At 40.2% G+C, this 18,188-nt stretch carries 21 protein-coding genes; 6 read left to right on the top strand and 15 right to left on the bottom strand.

Features of this window, described 5'->3' with window-relative positions; translation table 11 throughout:
- Positions 1-39: 39 nt before the first annotated feature.
- Together PWYN_RS16025 and PWYN_RS16020 are read left to right on the top strand one after the other, a co-directional pair.
- The gene (locus PWYN_RS16025; RefSeq protein ID WP_036654107.1) at positions 40-1,074 is read left to right on the top strand and encodes a PocR ligand-binding domain-containing protein; all 1,035 of its coding nucleotides are present in this window, start codon (positions 40-42) and stop codon (positions 1,072-1,074) included.
- A gap of 164 nt (positions 1,075-1,238) precedes the next feature.
- A complete protein-coding gene (locus PWYN_RS16020) occupies positions 1,239-1,469 on the top strand; it encodes a hypothetical protein (protein ID WP_036654105.1) in 231 nt (76 codons plus the stop codon).
- Positions 1,470-1,474: 5 nt separating this feature from the next.
- Here PWYN_RS16020 and PWYN_RS16015 read toward each other — a convergent pair whose 3' ends face one another.
- A complete protein-coding gene (locus PWYN_RS16015; protein WP_036654104.1) occupies positions 1,475-1,726 on the bottom strand; it encodes a zinc-binding dehydrogenase in 252 nt (83 codons plus the stop codon).
- A 121-nt stretch (positions 1,727-1,847) separates the two neighbouring features.
- Between PWYN_RS16015 and PWYN_RS16010 the strand changes: the two genes are divergently transcribed.
- The 4 genes from PWYN_RS16010 (at position 1,848) to PWYN_RS15995 (ending at position 4,729) form a co-directional block, all read left to right on the top strand.
- Complete coding sequence (locus PWYN_RS16010) at positions 1,848-2,138, top strand: hypothetical protein (RefSeq protein ID WP_036654102.1); 291 nt, start codon at positions 1,848-1,850, stop codon at positions 2,136-2,138.
- Positions 2,139-2,293: 155 nt separating this feature from the next.
- Positions 2,294-3,049: a helix-turn-helix domain-containing protein gene (locus PWYN_RS16005; protein ID WP_036654100.1), complete on the top strand. Its 756-nt coding sequence runs from the start codon at positions 2,294-2,296 to the stop codon at positions 3,047-3,049.
- Positions 3,050-3,066: 17 nt separating this feature from the next.
- Positions 3,067-3,708, top strand: coding sequence for a GNAT family N-acetyltransferase (locus PWYN_RS16000; protein ID WP_036654099.1), 642 nt, complete (start codon positions 3,067-3,069; stop codon positions 3,706-3,708).
- Positions 3,709-3,718: 10 nt separating this feature from the next.
- Positions 3,719-4,729 carry an alpha/beta hydrolase family protein gene (locus PWYN_RS15995; protein ID WP_036654096.1) on the top strand — a complete coding sequence of 337 codons (1,011 nt, stop codon included), beginning with the start codon at positions 3,719-3,721 and terminating at the stop codon, positions 4,727-4,729.
- Between the two features lie 77 nt (positions 4,730-4,806).
- Here the strand turns inward: PWYN_RS15995 and PWYN_RS15990 are convergent, their stop codons facing one another.
- From PWYN_RS15990 to PWYN_RS15925, 14 genes are all read right to left on the bottom strand, one after another.
- On the bottom strand, positions 4,807-5,079 hold the full coding sequence (locus tag PWYN_RS15990) for an exotoxin beta-grasp domain-containing protein (protein WP_036654094.1): 273 nt from the start codon (positions 5,077-5,079) through the stop codon (positions 4,807-4,809).
- Between the two features lie 368 nt (positions 5,080-5,447).
- The gene (locus tag PWYN_RS15985; protein ID WP_036654091.1) at positions 5,448-6,767 is read right to left on the bottom strand and encodes an MFS transporter; all 1,320 of its coding nucleotides are present in this window, start codon (positions 6,765-6,767) and stop codon (positions 5,448-5,450) included.
- A gap of 7 nt (positions 6,768-6,774) precedes the next feature.
- Positions 6,775-7,437, bottom strand: coding sequence for a TetR/AcrR family transcriptional regulator (locus PWYN_RS15980; RefSeq protein ID WP_036654088.1), 663 nt, complete (start codon positions 7,435-7,437; stop codon positions 6,775-6,777).
- Positions 7,438-7,524: 87 nt separating this feature from the next.
- On the bottom strand, positions 7,525-8,292 hold the full coding sequence (locus tag PWYN_RS15975) for an ABC transporter ATP-binding protein (protein WP_036654087.1): 768 nt from the start codon (positions 8,290-8,292) through the stop codon (positions 7,525-7,527).
- 11 nt (positions 8,293-8,303) lie between these two features.
- Positions 8,304-10,643 carry an ABC transporter permease gene (locus PWYN_RS15970; RefSeq protein ID WP_036654085.1) on the bottom strand — a complete coding sequence of 780 codons (2,340 nt, stop codon included), beginning with the start codon at positions 10,641-10,643 and terminating at the stop codon, positions 8,304-8,306.
- Positions 10,644-10,676: 33 nt separating this feature from the next.
- The gene (locus PWYN_RS15965; RefSeq protein WP_036654083.1) at positions 10,677-11,423 is read right to left on the bottom strand and encodes a thioesterase II family protein; all 747 of its coding nucleotides are present in this window, start codon (positions 11,421-11,423) and stop codon (positions 10,677-10,679) included.
- A 30-nt stretch (positions 11,424-11,453) separates the two neighbouring features.
- A complete protein-coding gene (locus tag PWYN_RS29775) occupies positions 11,454-12,284 on the bottom strand; it encodes a hypothetical protein (protein WP_205622767.1) in 831 nt (276 codons plus the stop codon).
- Between the two features lie 3 nt (positions 12,285-12,287).
- Positions 12,288-12,545 (bottom strand): acyl carrier protein, encoded by a 258-nt coding sequence (locus PWYN_RS15955; protein WP_036654080.1) that lies wholly within the window; start codon positions 12,543-12,545, stop codon positions 12,288-12,290.
- A gap of 24 nt (positions 12,546-12,569) precedes the next feature.
- On the bottom strand, positions 12,570-13,607 hold the full coding sequence (locus PWYN_RS15950) for an HAD-IIIC family phosphatase (protein ID WP_036654078.1): 1,038 nt from the start codon (positions 13,605-13,607) through the stop codon (positions 12,570-12,572).
- A gap of 18 nt (positions 13,608-13,625) precedes the next feature.
- Positions 13,626-14,477 (bottom strand): 3-hydroxyacyl-CoA dehydrogenase family protein, encoded by an 852-nt coding sequence (locus tag PWYN_RS15945; protein ID WP_036654070.1) that lies wholly within the window; start codon positions 14,475-14,477, stop codon positions 13,626-13,628.
- A gap of 33 nt (positions 14,478-14,510) precedes the next feature.
- Positions 14,511-15,836 (bottom strand): aspartate aminotransferase family protein, encoded by a 1,326-nt coding sequence (locus tag PWYN_RS15940; protein WP_240479778.1) that lies wholly within the window; start codon positions 15,834-15,836, stop codon positions 14,511-14,513.
- On the bottom strand, positions 15,833-16,792 hold the full coding sequence (locus tag PWYN_RS15935) for an ACP S-malonyltransferase (RefSeq protein ID WP_036654068.1): 960 nt from the start codon (positions 16,790-16,792) through the stop codon (positions 15,833-15,835). Before PWYN_RS15935 ends, PWYN_RS15940 begins: the two co-directional genes overlap by 4 nt.
- Positions 16,789-17,937 carry an acyl-CoA dehydrogenase family protein gene (locus PWYN_RS15930; RefSeq protein ID WP_052088032.1) on the bottom strand — a complete coding sequence of 383 codons (1,149 nt, stop codon included), beginning with the start codon at positions 17,935-17,937 and terminating at the stop codon, positions 16,789-16,791. The genes PWYN_RS15935 and PWYN_RS15930 overlap by 4 nt, the downstream gene beginning before the upstream one ends.
- Positions 17,937-18,188, bottom strand: coding sequence for an acyl carrier protein (locus PWYN_RS15925; protein ID WP_036654065.1), 252 nt, complete (start codon positions 18,186-18,188; stop codon positions 17,937-17,939). Before PWYN_RS15925 ends, PWYN_RS15930 begins: the two co-directional genes overlap by 1 nt.

Genomic DNA, 18,188 nt, shown 5'->3' with positions numbered 1-18,188 from the left:
ATCCTATTGTTATCAGTCTGGCTCTGGAGGTGTAATATTTTGATACATGAGTCACTACGTATTAACAAAATTTTGGATCTGAAGAAGTGGAAACGTCTTCAAGACTCCTTGGCTACAGTTACTAAACTCGCAATCCTAACTGTTGATTATAAAGGCATACCGGTGACCAGTCACAGCAGCTGTCAATCGTTCTGTCAAAATGTGCGGAAGGATCCCGAACTGCTGCCCTATTGCCAAAAATGTGATTCGCGCGGTGGACTTGAAGCCGTTCGATTAAACGCTCCTTACGTGTATCTGTGCCATTTCAATATCGTGGATATTGCTATTCCGATCACTGTCGATGATAAATACCTCGGAGCTGTTATGGCAGGACAAGTTAAGCTGTCAGACCCTGAGAACGGACATGATCTAGAGCAAATTGTCACTTCGAAGAATAAATCGCTGCATCTCCTTAAAGAAAATGACTTAAAGGCACACTATGATAATATTCCAACCATGACCTATGAAGAAGTCGTTAAAATATCCAACATGCTCTTTCTCTTATGCAACTATATTATCGAAGAAGCACTCAATAAAAATCTGCTGGTCGAGATGTTCGAGAAAGCTTCTGGAAATGATGAGACCTTGAATATTTCTACTATTCTTCCCGGCTACACCATTAAAAATATTGAATCCGTAAAAAAAGAAATGACTAATGCTATCGCGGATGCTTATCTGAAAAATACATCTAATGATACAAGTATTTGTACAAACCCGATTTTCAAACCCGCCTTCGATTATATTTATAACCATAAAAGCGAAAACATATCATTAACTCATATGGCTGAGTTGTGTCATATCAGTTCCAGCTATTTCAGCAGACTGTTTGCGAAAGAAACGGGAGAAAACTTCACCAGTTATTTGGCAAAACTTAAGGTTAAATGGGCAAAGCAGCTGTTAGAAGTAACAGATATGCCTATTTCGCAGATTAGTGATGAACTTGGCTTTAATGAACCAGGTTATTTCATCAAAACCTTCAAAAAAATCGAAGCCATTACGCCTGCCATCTACCGTAAATATTATAGAGAGACTTAGCTTACGTCCTAATAAGTCATCAGGCAAAGAAAAAAACGGCTCTATGCCGTTTTTTTCACTATATAGAGGTATCTTAATGTGATGTTGTTCAATTCTTGCAAGAAAGCGAATTGGAGCACAGTACAAACTTTCAGAACGGCATAACAGAGAGGATGAGAAAATAGTTGAAAAACAGATTTTCGTCTGAAAAAGCAGATTGGTCAGACACAAGAGAAAAGCAGTATAAACAATACTGTTTAGATATCGCATTTCAGTTTGGGGATAAACTAGATGCGATTGAATGCACCGTTTTTTTAACAAAGAACAATGAACGAATTGAGATAGCAACACCCTATAAATCTAAAACCTTTTGGTATGAAACATGGCTACAATTAAAGAATTTCTACAAAATTTAGTCTTTCTAACTCTGCCAATCCCATTCCTTCGAATTCAGATCTAATAATATTCTTCCTTGGCCGTGTCTGCTTTCACTTTGCCTATGGGCTGATTGGACCTCACGAATCGGATAAACATGATCGATCTTTGCGCGAACTTCTCCATCTGCAATGAGTTGAGCGATTTCTTGAAGGTTCTCATAAGTAGGGAATTTCGTGTTGAATTTGGCTGATACACCGTACTGCTTCATTACCATATTTATATGTGTCGGCAACATATTTATTTATTTCTTTGCTGATCGCGGAATTATGGCGCGTTTCTCGCATAAAAGAGAAGCATATAGTAGAATAATATCTGAGCTGTACAATAATTAGTAAGAAGTTAGAGGTGTATTCAAAATGGCTATTAGTTTCACTAAATCTGTCCTTAGTCGGTTAAATCAAGAAATTGCTGATATTGAATCGAAAATATTGGAGCAAAAGAAGAAAAAAGACAAAGCTCTTCTTAAAATAAATCAATTGGAGAAAGACTGTAAACTAAGCTCTTCTGCCAGTGATTTAAGCAGTAAAATGAGTCGAATTAGTAAATTGAAAGAAGACATCAAAAAATTCAGTTATCTCCAACGTGAACTCTCTAAAGAACTGGCTAAGAAGAAATCTACACTAGCTCAGATTCCGCCTGCGGAATAATCCATCTATGAAATAAAGGCTCCCCTAATGGTTCCACTAACTTGGTGGGGCTTTTTTGTTTGAATAATACACTACATAATTCTTTCCTTGACCTTAGGTCAGACCTAAGGTTTATAGTTGGGATATCAAATACTATGTAGATAAGGAGTAGCGAATTGAAAGAGTTCATTACCATAAGCGAGCTGTCGACACTGATGAATGTTTCTGTGCATCAAATACGTTATTTTGAAGAGAAGGAAATTCTGTTTCCCGCTTACACCGACTCCAATAAGTACCGAATGTATGGTATTCCTGAGATTTATCAGTTATCCCATATTTTACTGCTCCGTAAGCTGAACGTCCCTGTTGTTGAGATTAAAGAATGTATGGCCTCCTTCTCTCCCGATGATTATCATCAGCTTTTGAGCAATTCCTTGAAGAAGGTTCAATCTCAGATGGATCAACTGATCATGCTCCAGCAATTTATGCAAAAGATAGTAAAGGAGCATGATGAGTTTGCTTCTCCGGAGAATCATTATCAAATCAAACTTATGGAAGACAGACATTTGAAACAGTGGATTAGATATGAAATACAGCATAACCTCAATGCTAGAAACCTTTATGAAAATAGGCCGAAGCTGCCCGATTTATTTGAAGCTGATCTGCACTATATATATGATTCCAATCAGATAAACCTTTGTTATGAGGTTACCGCTCCCTCCGACATCCTCTTAGAGAAAGGCAATTATCTCTATAAACATCTTCTCGTATCTTCAGAGCAAGATATAGAGGATGAATTCCGGCAACTTGAACACTATCTCATGCAACATCAGGATATGGAGCCGGGGCAAATTATCCTTTTAGAGAAATCTTACCTTTCCATGTTCAATAACCACAAACTACATTATGAAATACAAGTTAGAATCAGTTAAATTTAGGGAGGTGCTTAATGAGCGTAAATCGGTTTGAAGTGAGTACCCGCCAAGATGAAGATCATGAATCAGTATGTGAACTTATAGCAGATTCATTTCAAGGTAAGTTCCGAAGCCTTGTCAATCTGGATAAACATCAACTGATCAAGCTATTGGAGAGCATATGGATTTATGATTCTAATGATTTATCTTCAATACAAGTAGTGGCCAAGGAACACGGGAAAGTGGTCGGTACGCTTAGCCTGAAATGGAAAAGAACCTGTTCTCCCAGTAATGGGGATAGGCAAATTCGCTTCAAACCACTCTTCAAGCAGTTTGGAACCTTCAACGTATGTAAATTGATAGCCGGGACGCACTTTTTAGAGTATCAGCCCCAAGCAAGCGAATGTTATATTGAGCATTTGGCTGTTCACTCAAGCCATCGCAATCAAGGAATTGGCGGACATCTGTTAGCCTGGGCACAACAATATGCCCTTTGCTCTGAATTTAACAAATTATCTCTTCACGTAGCCGGCAAGAACGACCAGGCCATTCACTTATATGAGAAATTGGAATTTGGTATTGAAAGGACTAACTATAATCTGATAAGACATTGTTTATTTCAAACCCCTATTTGGCATTTGATGGCATGGAACGGGAAAGCATTACTCAATCCTTAGGAGTGAAATTATGAGAAGATCTATCAAGCTAACAATCGGGATATCAGCGGCTATATTCATTGCCTTGGTTCTCTTCATATTGAATCAGAACTCATATCAAATGACTGAGGAAAAAATAGAAATTAAAACGCCCCAAGGCCTACTAACGGGAACGTTAGTGCTGCCGGAAAATCACTCAGGAAACGTTGGGCTTGTCGTCTTTGTTCATGGTGATGGCCCAATTAATGACTCCTACGATGGCGGATATAAGCCTTTATGGGAGAAGTTCGCTTCAGTCGGTTACGCTTCATTGTCACTCAATAAACCTGGAGTTAACGGTTCTCCCGGGAACTGGCTAGAGCAAAGTATGGAGGACCGTGCGCAGGAAGCCATCTACGCGATTCACTGGGCTCATTCTTTACCTATGATAGATGACACAAGAATCGGCTTGTGGGGAGCAAGTCAAGCGGGTTGGGTGATACCAAAGATTGTTAGAGAAGAACAGGATATCGCCTTCAGTATCTTAGTATCCCCAGCCATAAATTGGATTTCTCAAGGGAAATATAATACAAAAAAGCAGATGGAACATGAAGGTTACTCCGAACAAGAGATTAAGGAGGAAGAACATTACAACGAACAAGTTCTGAATATCCTTAGAGAACAATCGTCCTATACGGATTACCTGAAGATGACTCACAAGGGAGATATAATTCCCAAAGATAGGTGGGAGTTTATATCCAAGAATTTTCAATCGGATGCTACCGCGGAGTTGACCTTCTTTAAGTCCCCTGTTCACTTGGTTCTAGGGGGGCAAGACATTCATGTTGATGTCAAGGATACTGAACTTATATACCGCCAACAAATACCCTCTTATTTACTCTCTGTATCCCTCTTGCCCAATGCCGATCATTCTATGTTAAAGAAAGAGCTCGCTACATCTGAACTCAGAACCTACCTGACGGCCATATTTTCCCCAAAAACAATGTTTGATGATCAATACTTAACGAATCTATCTCAATTTGTGAGCCAATTCAAGCCATAAATATATCCTGCTTTACCCACTATACAAATAAAAAAAAGTTGGCGGACTCACATCCGACCAACTTCTCTACTTTTAGTCTAGACCGCTCTCAATTTCCACGCTACAAGCTCTTTGAATTTTTCTTTGTAATTCGTATCATTATTTTGATTTAATATTTTTAAAATTTCATCTGAGCTGATAAATACACTCTTACCATAATAGGTTATTTCCCACTCATAATCCGTCTCTGTTTTTTTACACACCGTGACCAAACCCTTGCATACCTTATTCGCCTCGTCGTTATAAGCCTGCATAGCCTTCGAAAAACATTCAAGTCTTTCCATATCAACCGATTGTAAAATAAGACTCACTCATTAAGCCCTCCTATATTTCGTATGTATGCTTTAACATACTACTATTTAATGGGTTAAATTGGAATGGGTGTAAAATGTCGTAAATAAATTGCCGAAGAGGATCATAAAATCATGCAATTTATCGATAAAGAGTGATTATCCATGATTATACCCTTGGACAACATGTTTGCAGCCCGTGAGAAGGCTCGCTATCTGTCTTAATAAGAAGCAAAAAGGTGATTGGCGGATATGCCTAATTAGAAATTATAAATAAAAAATATAATACTTTTGACAACTTGAGGTATTTTAGCCGGATTAATCATAAAAAAGAACGGCATCTCTGCCGTTCTTTCGGGTGAATTATTTAGGGTTTGCAGCTTAGTTTCCTAGCCCTGAACCTCTTGCTCGGACTGGGTAAGTCTACTACTATTCTCCAAACTTTTTATGGATTCGAACCTAGAGGTAATACCGGCCAATATCATCACTAAAACCCCAGCAATAATAAATAACAGTCCAATTCCTCTACCTGGACCTGTGCCGATAATTTCTCCGATGCTGGGGGCAAGAAGTCCCCCTTCTTCTAATAGTGGATTAAATACATGGTCTGCCAGGAAACCCGCTAGACTGTATGCAACAACAAAACCCAGTTGAGAGAGTATTCCGATGATGCCCCATACCCTGCCTTGTTTTTCATTAGAAATATTCTGCCGTACTAACACATCAGCACTGGTGTTGATGAATGGCAGTGCGGATAGGAATAAGAATCCAGCCCCTATTATAAAATAAAGGTTGGTTGTTAGTCCCAATAACGAAAAGGATAATCCGGCAAAAACCATACCCAGTACCAGCATGCGGGAGTACTTCTTGCTTACACTAAATATGCCGATAACTAGACTGCTTATTATCATCCCTATCGCACTTACGGACTGAAAGGTTCCAAGTGTTCTCGCATCCGAAAACGACAGTATCATCGGTCCGATCAGAGTCTGCAAAAAACCGAGATAAAAAGTAACAATTGAGATAATAGTTACAAGAAGTAAGATCCCCTTACTAGACGAAATCGCATTCCAACCCTCTTTTAAATCCGTAAGGAAATTTTGATTCTCAGATTCTTTAGATACGGTCTGTAAATTCTTTTTAACAAACAAAACTGCAAGTATAGCAACCACAAATGTAGAGATATCTATAATTAGAATGTTCTCTATCGTCGTAACGCTGAGTAGAAATCCGGCTATGATTGGCGAGAACAGGAATTTGGCTGATTCAGCCAATTGGACCAACCCGCTTCCCTTTGAAAATTGCTCATCCGTTAATAAGTCAGTAGCCGAAGCTTTGTAAGCCGGACTTTGTAAGGCAGCAAAGATGGAGCTGATTGTAACCCCAACATAGATCTGCCAGAGCTGAACATCCCCGGTCAACATAACAAACAAAATGAATACAAGCCCTAAAGCAGAACCCAGATCTCCTAGAATCATCATAACCCGGCGATCATATCGATCTGCCAATACCCCGCCTACAGGTCTTAATAAAATGGAGGGCAGGAATGAAAATAGGGTAATGAGAGCTGCACTTGTAGCCGTATTTGTCTTCTCAAAGGCGTAAACCCCCAGAGAAAAAGCTGTCAAACCCACCCCGATAGATGATATCATCTGGCCCATCCACACAATAAGAAACTTCTTATATGACTTATTATTTACAACATCCAACTGTTTCTCACTTCCTTTCGCTTGCTGAAACCTGATCCTTCACCATCTGCTCATACATTCTGGGTATATAGCTGAAGCTCCCCTTCTCTGCCCCTAAAGTTGTTTCGATAATATAAGCAAAAGCCTTCGCCTTTTTAATGATTTCCACTGGCTCCCATTGGAAAAGACCTGTATCCAGTAAAAATTGAGAAGATACTAATAAAAACTCAACCACTTCTTTCGGAGCAGGTGTATTGAACGTCCCCTCTTTTATCCCTTGTTCAACAACAGCAGCCAGAATGGGAGTAAGCAACAAGATGGTTTGAACTAAGCTTTTCTGATGCATCTCGGCATTATCTACCCGGTGCAGCTGTTCAATAATTTGGTCCTTTCGACCGCTGTCCTGATTTTGCGCCATGATAATTTGATATATTTTTTCATGGGAGTTAAGTTTGGGATTGGCGGCGATCCCTTTTGCAGCTGCCAACCCAATGTTTATAAAACGCATTACTATTGCGTCCATGACTTCTTCTTTGGATTGAAAATAATAGTAAAAGGTACCTTTGGCGATTCCAATCCTTCGCAGAATGTCATTTACTGTAGTTTTTGAATACCCCTTAGTGCCAAAGAGAAACTCAGCAGCATCCAGGATTTCACTTCTACGTTCTTCCGGCCTTTTTAGAATCCTCATCAGCATACCTCCACCGTTTGTAGACCGACCCCCGGTCTACAACGGTCAAAATAGTTTCCTTTGATTATTATTGTTCCGTCGATTATTTTAGAAGCCCATTTCCATTAGCCATCTTGAAAGTTTGTTTTCTCTCGCTTTAATATCATTTTTCTCTTTGGAGTATTTGCCTAACTGATGCTCGGCAATGATATTGCCGTCCAGCATAAAGAGAACACGTTCTGTTTTTGCAGCAACTTTAACATCATGAGTCACAATCATAATCGTTGTTCCCGCCTGGTTGATATCTGCCAGAATTTCCATGATTTCATTAGCCGACTTGGAATTCAAGGCACCTGTGGGTTCATCACCAAACACAATATCCGGATTATTAATTAGCGCTCTGCAAATGGCTACCCGCTGAAGCTGCCCGCCAGAAGCTTGGGTAATATCATTATTAGCAAGTTCTGAAATTCCAGTCTGCTTCATTAATCTAAGAGCTCTTTGATTGATTTTTTCCCGACTGCTGACCTTCGCCATATATGCAGACAGGATGATATTGTCAAAGATGCTTAGATTCTTTAACAGATGAATGTGCTGAAAAATAAATCCCATTTTATTCAGACGTAATTTAGCCAATTCATTCTCAGAAAAAGCAGAGATTTCATGACCATTAAAGAAAACACTTCCTGAAGTCACATTATCCATTCCGCTAATATTGTAGAGCAATGTTGATTTTCCTGAACCTGAGGGACCCATCACAGAAACGAATTCACCCTTTTTGATTTGCAGGTTCACATTTTTAAGAATGTTATGCTGAGTTTTGTTATTCACAACATATGTTTTATTCAGTTCTTTTGACTCTAATATATTATTCATTGATTTCCTCCCTATTCTACAATCATCTCAGAAATGCTGGATTTTTTGATCGATATAATGCTGATTAATGTTGTAATCGTCACTACAAGCATTAAGACAAGCGGGCAAAGAATGTAGGCCTGAACTGGATCAATAACGAATTTAATTTGTGAAGCGCCAAAGAAGGAAAGGATGATACTTACAATTTTCTGCCCGATCGTGTTTGAAACAATAGTGCCCAGGATAATCCCGATATTGAGTACCAGTAGCGCCATGGTTACATATTTGATTCGGATATCCCTTAGCGTAAATCCAATACTTTTCAAGATAGCAATTTGAGCGTAATCTTTGGCAACCAACATTTTTAAGAACAAAGATGTTATTAAGATGGATACAAAGATAGCAATCAAAATCGCCAGAATAGTGATTAATTTAAGCTGATCAATGGTATTCCCTAGGGTTTGGTCTAAATACCCCTGAAGATGGGTGACTTTTGCCGGATAGAATGCTTCTTCATATTCAGCGATCTTCCCCTTGATGTCGGTATGTTCGGATACATCTAGACTGACTACATACCAAAGTACAGCATCCGCATTGAAGGGCATAAGTGCCTTGGCTGTTCGGCCACCGTTGGTCACGTCTTGGTAAATACCGCTAACCACCATGTTATTTTCGGTTCCGTTGACTACTAGTTGAAGCTGATCGCCCACATTCTTCTCCATGTCTTTACTGTTGGCATAAGAGAGAGCAATCTCATTGTCGCTTGTCGGAGCATTCCCATTAACATAATCCAAGGGGAAAATAGAAAAGTCTCCGGTCTCGATACTGATGTTCTCTAGAGCACCATCATTATTTATCATCTTAAATTGACTGGTTACCAGTGGAGAAAATTTCGCAACATCCTTATCGTTCTTAATATAAGAGTTCATTTCCTTATATCTTTCAACGATATTGTCTGTTAGACGCAAATCGATCCGTATGTCACTTTGGCCTATCCCCATATAGGAGATGAAGCTCGGAGACTGAATCGTGTTCAGGAAATTTACTGGAATGATGATGATAAATGAACTCACTAAGAAAACGATCAGTAACAATCTAAACATCTTAAATCGTTGAAAGACATCCTTTACTCCAAGGAAGATAGGAATATTAAAGAATTTACTTTTGTGTAGAGGCAGAGAACCTGTCTTGACCTTTGCATCACCGATATTTCCAGACCGCAAAGCTTCTATTGTTGAGATCTTTTTGAACCTTCTGAGTACTAAGCTGCAGAATAAGACCACCATTAAAAAGATCAAGACTACAGCAATAAAGGAAATCAAGTGTTGAAAAACACTCTTCGGCGCTGTGCCTATATAAAGCATAATATTAGCGGTGAACAAACGGTTTAGGAATATGGAGGCCAGGAATCCGATTATAGATGCTGCAGCTGCCATAACGACATACTTTGTCAGGTACATCTTTTTAATATAACTCTGACTGATTCCAATCGCCTTCATGACTCCAATTTCTCTGTAATCTTCTTCGATCGTTGCCAATATCGTAAACCTGATGCAAAGGATGGCTATGACATTTAGAAGAATACTCACAAAGATAATAACCGCCGCTACAACACCATCAGTAATTGAATTTAAAGTCTTGAACAAACTGTAGTCAACCGCCGGCCCCTTCTTGGGTAAGTTAGAGGATTGGTACGCATTACTGAACTCGCTAAGCTTACTGAAATCATTTAATTGAAATTCAACCAGGTATTCAATTTCACCGAGATTACTCTTAATCTTTTCGAAATCGCCTTTATGTACTACAAATCGCTTGGAATGAATAATGGAGGGATTCATCTGAACGTCCCGGACAAAATCGACCACAGTGAATTCCATGTCAAAGGATGGCGTGGTGATTTTGACTTTGTCTCCGATATTCATATTTTTCTGCTGCTTATAGTAAATAGGTACAGCAATTTCACCTCGTGAGAGTTGGATCACTTGGCTTTCTAGGTTAAGCAACAAATCGAATGAAGTGTTCTGCCGAACAAAATCAAGATCCATAATGCTGTTCTTCTCTGACTCCGTATCGTTACCCAAATATAGATTTGATCCGTCTATATTGATCATTTCTACAGTCTGCTGAGCTTTCACAAGGTCATTCTTAGAAGTCCAGTCATCAATTTCCGATTGATTTAATTCTCCGGAATGCATCTGGACGAAATGCGGAGCTTTTGATGCAGTAAATAGGTTATTCAAAGAATTAGATAATTCCATGATCATGCTTGAACCCGCCGAGACAAGTAATGCTGATAACAAAATAAAAATAAACAATGCAATCGTTATGCTCTTTTTTCTGGAGAAATCTTTCTTCAGCATGTTTAATAACATCCGGTTACCATTACTCCTTTCAATCGTTCAAATTTATACAGTCTGTCGAAGTAAAAGTTCACCAAGATGTTCTGCAACAACCTTTGCTTTAGCGGATATAAACATATGGGACCCGCCTTCAATAGGGACTAACTTGATTTCATTACTAAAATACTTCATCCACAGGATTACCGATTCCATAGGGACTACTTTGTCATTTTCACCCCAGAGAAAGGAGACAGGGATATCTAACGGTCTAAAATCAAGGTTCGAAGATGTCTCCAATACTCTGAAATCGGCTCGAATAACTGGGAGAAAATATTCTAGCAAGCTTCTCTCATGAATAAGTTCCTCCGGAATTCCATCATAAGAAATGAGGTGATCAATGAGCTTATCGTTGGATAAGTTAAAATAATTAGTCCCCTTAAATTCACAAGGCGTATTGCAAGCAGATAATATTAACTGGAGAGAATTGGATCTATAATCACCGGAATTCAGCAGACGCTGCGCTAAAAAGTAGGCGATGATCCCCCCCATGCTATGACCCAAAAAGATACAGTGAGGTTTGATTATGGCTTGCAATTCCTTGTAATACATGTCCAAAAGAATTCCAATATCCTGTACTGGTTCACTTGTGCTTAACCCATGCCCCGGCGGATTTAACGACCACACTTCAAACCCCTCATCCAAAGCATTCGCCAAGTCTAGATAGGAATTCGCATAACCTCCCAGGTAAGGGAAGCAGATCATCTGCCACTTCCCTGCGCCCGGTTTCAATTGTTGAAATATTTCGGTTTCCATAGGACCTCCTGAATACTCAGATTGTGCACATTAAGCTTTTATAAAATCCGGAAAAACCTGCAAGGGCTGAGCGATGTTCCTTTTCTTAAATACAAAGTGTATTACAACAGCCGCAATAATAAAGTAGGAGATTTGCAGCTTTTGTACATCAGGATTGAAGAAATACAGTTGGATTTGACTGCCTGTCGCAGCAAGCCAGAAAGCAAATAGGTAGAATAGAAGATTCCCTTTGGTGGCGTTGAAAATGTAGCTTTGAAAGACCACAAAAACCATCAGTTGAGCAACATAAAATAAGTAGGATGTCGATGTTCCGAACGAAGAAATAATGTAACCTGGGAGGACCCACAGTCCAAATAGAAAACCGGTTAGTAACGCACTTGTAATGTTATTCTTAAATTTCCCTTGTAAGAACGGTAATAAAAATCCGATCCATCCGAAAACTCCACCGATCAACCCTGTTTCTTTAATGAAGTTTACCAAGGCCGCTATAAACATTTCTGGAACAGTGAAGGTGATATCCGGGACTGGTAATCCAAACAGCAAGGAACCATAATGCATCGTCAAACCAAAGAGTATAAAAATTCCTAAAATGATAGGAAACCAGACCAAGTCTTGCTTTCTCGGAATAAGTTTGGAGAATAGTCCTTTTAAAGCTTCGGTTCCACCCATAACATAATATGTAATAATTCCGGCAATTGAAGGTGAATACAAAGCAATAATAGCCAACGGATGCATTAATGTAAGTTCTCCGGTGAGTGGAACAAGGAAATCTTCAAAGAGAATGAAGGCAATGGCAATTCCCCAACATACGGCAAAGGAAATGCCCAAATATAAATAGAGATACTTATTATTACTTTTCATCGACTAATTCTCCTTTATTAATAGTTTCTTATTCATCAAAGCTGTAAGATTATTTACCGTGCTGAAGTTCTTAAGATCGAGTTCATCATTTTCAATCTCAACCCCAAACCTTTGTTCCACAAAATCTACTAATCTCATGGCAAAAAGGGAATTCACGAATCTGAGTTCAAAATAATTATCATCGTCTGAAAACACAACCTCGTCACTATCAATGGATAAGTTTTCACCAATAAATGTTCTAATTTCGTCTCGATAATTCATAAAATCCTCCTTGGAAAATAAAATTTATTCATTGATGGAGAGTTCTATATAGTCAGGAAAATTCATGATGTTGTTCAGATCATGCTCAAACACAACATTCCCATTCTCATCTGAGGTTTTTTCACGAAACCCGGCAAATCGGAAGCTTACATTCATCATCCGGTTACGTCCGGTATCCCGAAAATCCGCCAGTAGAATTTTGTTTTGCTTCTTAGCTTGTTTCATAATATGAGTGAGTAGAACGGTACCCACTCCTCTTGAAATCACCCTGCATGACATCAGCATCATCTCAAGTCTCCAATATTCTTCTCCCATATGGATTAGGGCCAAGCCGATTTTCCCATAGGTTCCATATTTGTCTTCCAATTCACAGACAAGCAGCTGATAATCATCAGATATTCTCAACGCATTTAATTCATCGTAACTAAACGTTTTACCTGTGGCATTCAACTGATTTGTTCTTATAGTAAGTTCTTCGGACCGTTTCAAATCATCTAATTCAGCAGGGTAGATGGAGAATTTCATGTTGAGTGAAGCCAAAAAAGCGTCTGAGGGTCCTTGGTATTCACTTTCTGCTTGCTTCCTCTTGTAGTCATCTTGATACATTTTGCGCCTACGGGCCGAATCCACAGTTATAAATCTTGGACTCAACCGAGGGTTTGTTAAAAGTGTCAGATATTCGCTTGAATTAAGGCAATTTACCAAGGGATGAACATTTTTCACCTCCTCCAATTCGAATTCTTGATCATCCACAAAGAGAATGGCATCCATCCCAAAGTTGATATTTTTCTGAATTTGTTCCAAGGCAAAAGATTTCGCATTCCAATGAATTTCTGGATATAGAAAGTAATCATTCAAACCAAATTCTTCAAGTTTTGCCATAGCTAGATCATAGTCATTTTTACTCGAAATGGAGTTAAGGATTCCCCTCTCATCCAGTGTTCTGATGATCTGGACAATGTCCGGTTTGAGCTGCACATCATTGGATTCTATGAGGACGCCATCCCATACCGTGTTATCTAGATCCCATACTACACATTTAATCTCCTTATTCTCATCCATATACATGTCCTCTCTGCATTAATATTCATAGAAGCCTTTTCTGCTTTTCCGCCCCCACTGACCTGCGTCCACCATTTTTTGCAATAATGGACAACATCTATACTTGGGATCGTGATAGCTGTTGTACAGAACATCCAGGGAATGGACAACCGTGTCGAGCCCTATTAAATCGGCCGTTTCCAGCGGTCCCATTTTATGATTGAAGCCTTGTTTAATAATGTTATCTACTTGTTCAGCTGTAGCAATTCCATCCTGAACGATAAAGGCGGCCTCATTCATGAATAGATGCGAAAGGCGATTGGATACAAACCCCGGTAAATCACCAATGACAATAGCGCTTTTCCCCATGCTCTTTAAGAAAGAGACCACTTCTTCCTTAGTTTGATCGGAGGTATGATAGCCTCTCACGACTTCAACCATTTCCTTAAGAGGCACTGGGTTCATCAGATGAATACCGATCACTTTTGTGGGGTCCGGTAGAAATGAGGCCAATTTTGTTATAGATATACAACTTGTGTTAAGTGCAAAAAGTGTATTCTTCTTGCACACTTCAGCTAATCTCTTATATTCTGAAGTCTTTTCGTGCAGATTTTCACTAATATTTTCGATAACAATTTCGGCATCCTCAATATTCGAGTAATCATCTTGAAATGTAATCCGACTCAGAATCGTATCCAATTTCACAGCGGAGTACTCTTTATTGAATAGACATGCTGAACGATATTCCTGTTTGATTATTTTAGGGGCCTTTTCCAGAGCGGCAGCAGATATATCCTTCAGAATGACATCATACCCATGTCTTGAGGCTTCCAGTGCAGTGGCACATCCCATGACTCCCGCGCCAATAATAGCAATTGTTTGGTTTTGCATCTGCATTTTTCTCCATTCTGATGATTCTATGGGTTAGATAAGCTCATCATATATTTCTTTTGTATCCAACAATGCCTTGCCCACTCTCTCACGAAACCAATTCACATCACTCATGTTAAGTGAAATATTGGGATATAACCGGGAGATGGATGAGACAAGAATACCGTTCTTAGATAGGTTATTATGCAGAATAATATCTAGCGACATGATTTCAAAAGTGTAATCAGCAGTGGTTTGAAGAATGTCATTGCAGCAATGATAAGATGCACAAGCAGGCGGGCCTTGAATCACAAGTGGAAGCCCTACAGCTTCTGCCTCCGTTTTTAAAATGTCGTGGATCATACTCATTTTTGTGTTCATTTGCGTCATAGCTAATCCATTATCTCTACTTAGGATTTCAAGGGTCGTTTTGACTGCAGCTGTACCTAAGGGATAGCCGTTAAAGGTTCCCGCATGAATCACTTTCTTGTCTACCAATAGCTGCATGATCTCTTTTTTACCGACCAGTGCTGAGACAGGAACCCCTCCCCCAGCAATGGCTTTCCCCAGTGTGGTCAGGTCTGGAGTCACATTGAATTCTTCTTGCGCCCCGCCTAATCCCATTCGAAACCCGGTGATAATCTCATCAAAGATGAGGACAACATTGTATTTATCACACAGTTCTCTCATTTTTTTCAGATACCCGGGAGCAGGCATAACCCCTCCACCATTTACACAGACCGGTTCAGTAATCACTGCTGCGATGTCATCCCCGTTATTGATAAATAGTTCTTCCAAGAGGTCGGCATCATTCCAAGGCAATAGATAGGACTGGCTTTCAAGTGAATCCTTAGCTCGTCCTGCTGTACCTTTTAGATCTCCGAAATAATCAGAAGGTATCGGCTCTCCGGTTCTCGGAACCCGCCCACCCATAATATTGTCTGCGTTTCCGTGATAATGGCCTTCAAATCTGACAAAACGGTTTTTGCCAGTCCAAGCCCTCGCTAACCGAAGTGCATTTTGTACGATTTCAGTTCCCGATAGTCCAAAGCGAATCATTTCAGCAGAAGGTATATATTTTGCGATCAATTCCAAGGCTTCAGCATCCATATCACAGTGACTCACGGAGAGAACCCTATCAATGGTTTCTTTAAGGCTCTCATTGTATTCCTTATTTCCGTGACCCACGATCAGCGCACCGAATCTAGCATACAAATCCAGGTATTCTTCACCATTCATATCCCAAACCCGGCTATCATTTGCTTTCAAAAAATGAATAGGGGTCTCCTCCCACGGGAGATGGAAGTTATAGTGCACACCTCCTGGCAGCAGTCCCTTCACTCGGTGGTTATAATCTTTCATGCTGGTTTTTGTTATCACAGGATCACCTCCATATTCAACATTTCACCCAGTTTCTTCCGGTCTTCTTCATCATCAAAGGCTAAGCTGACCGGCAGCTCCGGATTCTCTTTCATAAGGTTCCTTGTAATTTGCTGCGGCCCGATATCTATGAATAAGTCCACTCCTGAATCTTGGATGCTTGAGAGGACCTGATTCCATTGAACAGGCAAGACTAATTGGTTGCCGAGGATGCTTGGAATGCAATCTGTCGGTTCAATGATTTTGCCAGTTACAGTGGACCATAGATCAAAGCTTGTCTGCTCAAATTTGAGGTTGCGCAAGGCTTCTTCCAACTCAGGTTTTAGATAGGTCATCAAGGCAGTGTGATAAGGGGCATCTGCTTTCATAGGCATCATCCGAAAAGGAATAAACTGCCCTCCATACTTATCTACTTCCTTTTCTAAAGACCGAAGGGCACTTGGATAACCGGCAACAATAAATTGTTTGGGGGAATTATACCCTGATACAGCCACATAATCATTTACCAGAATGGACGCAATGATGTTGTTCAGAACCTCAATATCCAGATCGACCACAATACCGGCTCTGCCCTTTTTTTCTTCAAGAGCACGATGCATGATAGATCCCCTTTGTCTGGCGTATGTGACACCCTCAGAAAAGGACAACGCTCCTGCAGCAATAAGAGCCGAAATCTCACCTAAACTATGACCTGCACTGCAATAAGGTGTTAGTCCGTATTGATCATTGAAGACTCGAAACAACGCATAACTTGCGGTGACAACCGCCGGTTGAGCATTTTCTGAACGTGTTAGTTCTTCCAGACGTCCATTCAAGATTAGAGAACGGATATCAAAATTCAAGCTGCTGTTTGCCTCTTCAAATACCTTAGCCGCTACAGGGAACTTTTCAATCAGATCTTTGCACATGCCAATGTACTGACTGCCTTGCCCCGGGAATAACACCGCAAATCTCATCTCTTTCTACTCCTCTTGTTGTACTGTTTCAATCCGTAATGAGAAATAATTTCTTGCTGCATCTGAGACGATCCTTCAATAATCTCTAATACCTTGGCTTCCCGATACAATCTTTCCACCGGATATTGATTGGTGAATCCATTTGCACCGTGGATCTGCAGGGCATCATTGGTAACCTCCACCGCTACTTTAGATGTGAAGTATTTGGATATCGTCGTTTCAATAGAAGCATCTGAATGTTTTTGCTTGCGTAATTCACCGGCTCTTAAGCAGATTGCCCTCGCAGCATGCACTTTGGTTACAGCGTCCCCGATCATTCCTCTGATCAGCTGGAAGCTGCTTATTTTTTGCTCGAATTGTGTACGGCTGCGGGAGTAAGTAACCATGGCGTCCAATGCTTCCTGCGCAATTCCTAAACCGGCCCAAGCTATGCTGTAACGACCTTGGTCAAGTGCAGCGGAGACCACATATTCGAATGCGAAATTCAATTTCCCGAGTACATTACTCTTAGGAACTTTGACGTTATCAAGGTGGATCTCTGCAAGATAGGTTGCGCGTGCAGCCAGCAGACCTTCGATTCGTTTCGTCTGAACACCGGGAAAGGATCTCTCGACTAAGAATGCTGTACTCTTCCCGTTATTGGAGGCAATAATAATAAATACATCCGCTATATCCCCGAAAGTAATCCATTTCTTAGTACCATTGAGAACATAATAATCATCCTCTTCGTGCCAAGCTGTCTTGATGCTTTTTGCATCCGATCCAATATCCGGCTCCGATAATCCAAAAGCAGATATGACTTCACCACTAGCTAATCTAGGCAACCACGACTCTTTTTGCTCCTCCGAACCAAATCGTAGTAAGGTCTCACTTACAAGGGAAGTATGAACAGTAATTAAACTTCTTGTAGCTGTACATGCCTTACCAAATACCTCAGTAAATAAGCCATAATAGACCGGATCCAGTCCCAAACCTCCATACTCTTTAGGCAGAGATGCCGCTAAATACCCCTTGGAGGCCATTTTCGCAATCAGTTCACGAGGGATGCCTCCTTGTTCTTCAAACTCGTTCACATGTGGGCGAATCTCTGCTTGTACAAAAGACTCCGCTTCCGCAATAATTGTATGCTGTGTCTCTTCGTTCATCAGAGCACCTTCTCATTTAGACATTCGCTAAGGTAGCCTGCAAATTCAGATATTGTTTTGTATTCGAACAAGGCAACAGGGCTGATGTCTATATCCAGGTTTTTTCTCGCCCGGTTGATAATTTTCAGAGCCTGAATGGATGAGACACCGATTTTCAAAAAGTTCACATTCTCATCGATATCATCAGGTTCCTGACCTAGGATGGCAGCAATTTCGGTCTTCATGAGCTCCACAATTTCGTCTCTATTCAT

The organism is Paenibacillus wynnii, assembly GCF_000757885.1.
Taxonomy (GTDB): Bacteria; Bacillota; Bacilli; order Paenibacillales; family Paenibacillaceae; genus Paenibacillus_AQ; species Paenibacillus_AQ wynnii.
The sequence above is the reverse complement of the archived record's forward strand: the minus strand, read 5'-3'. Positions and strand labels throughout refer to the sequence as shown.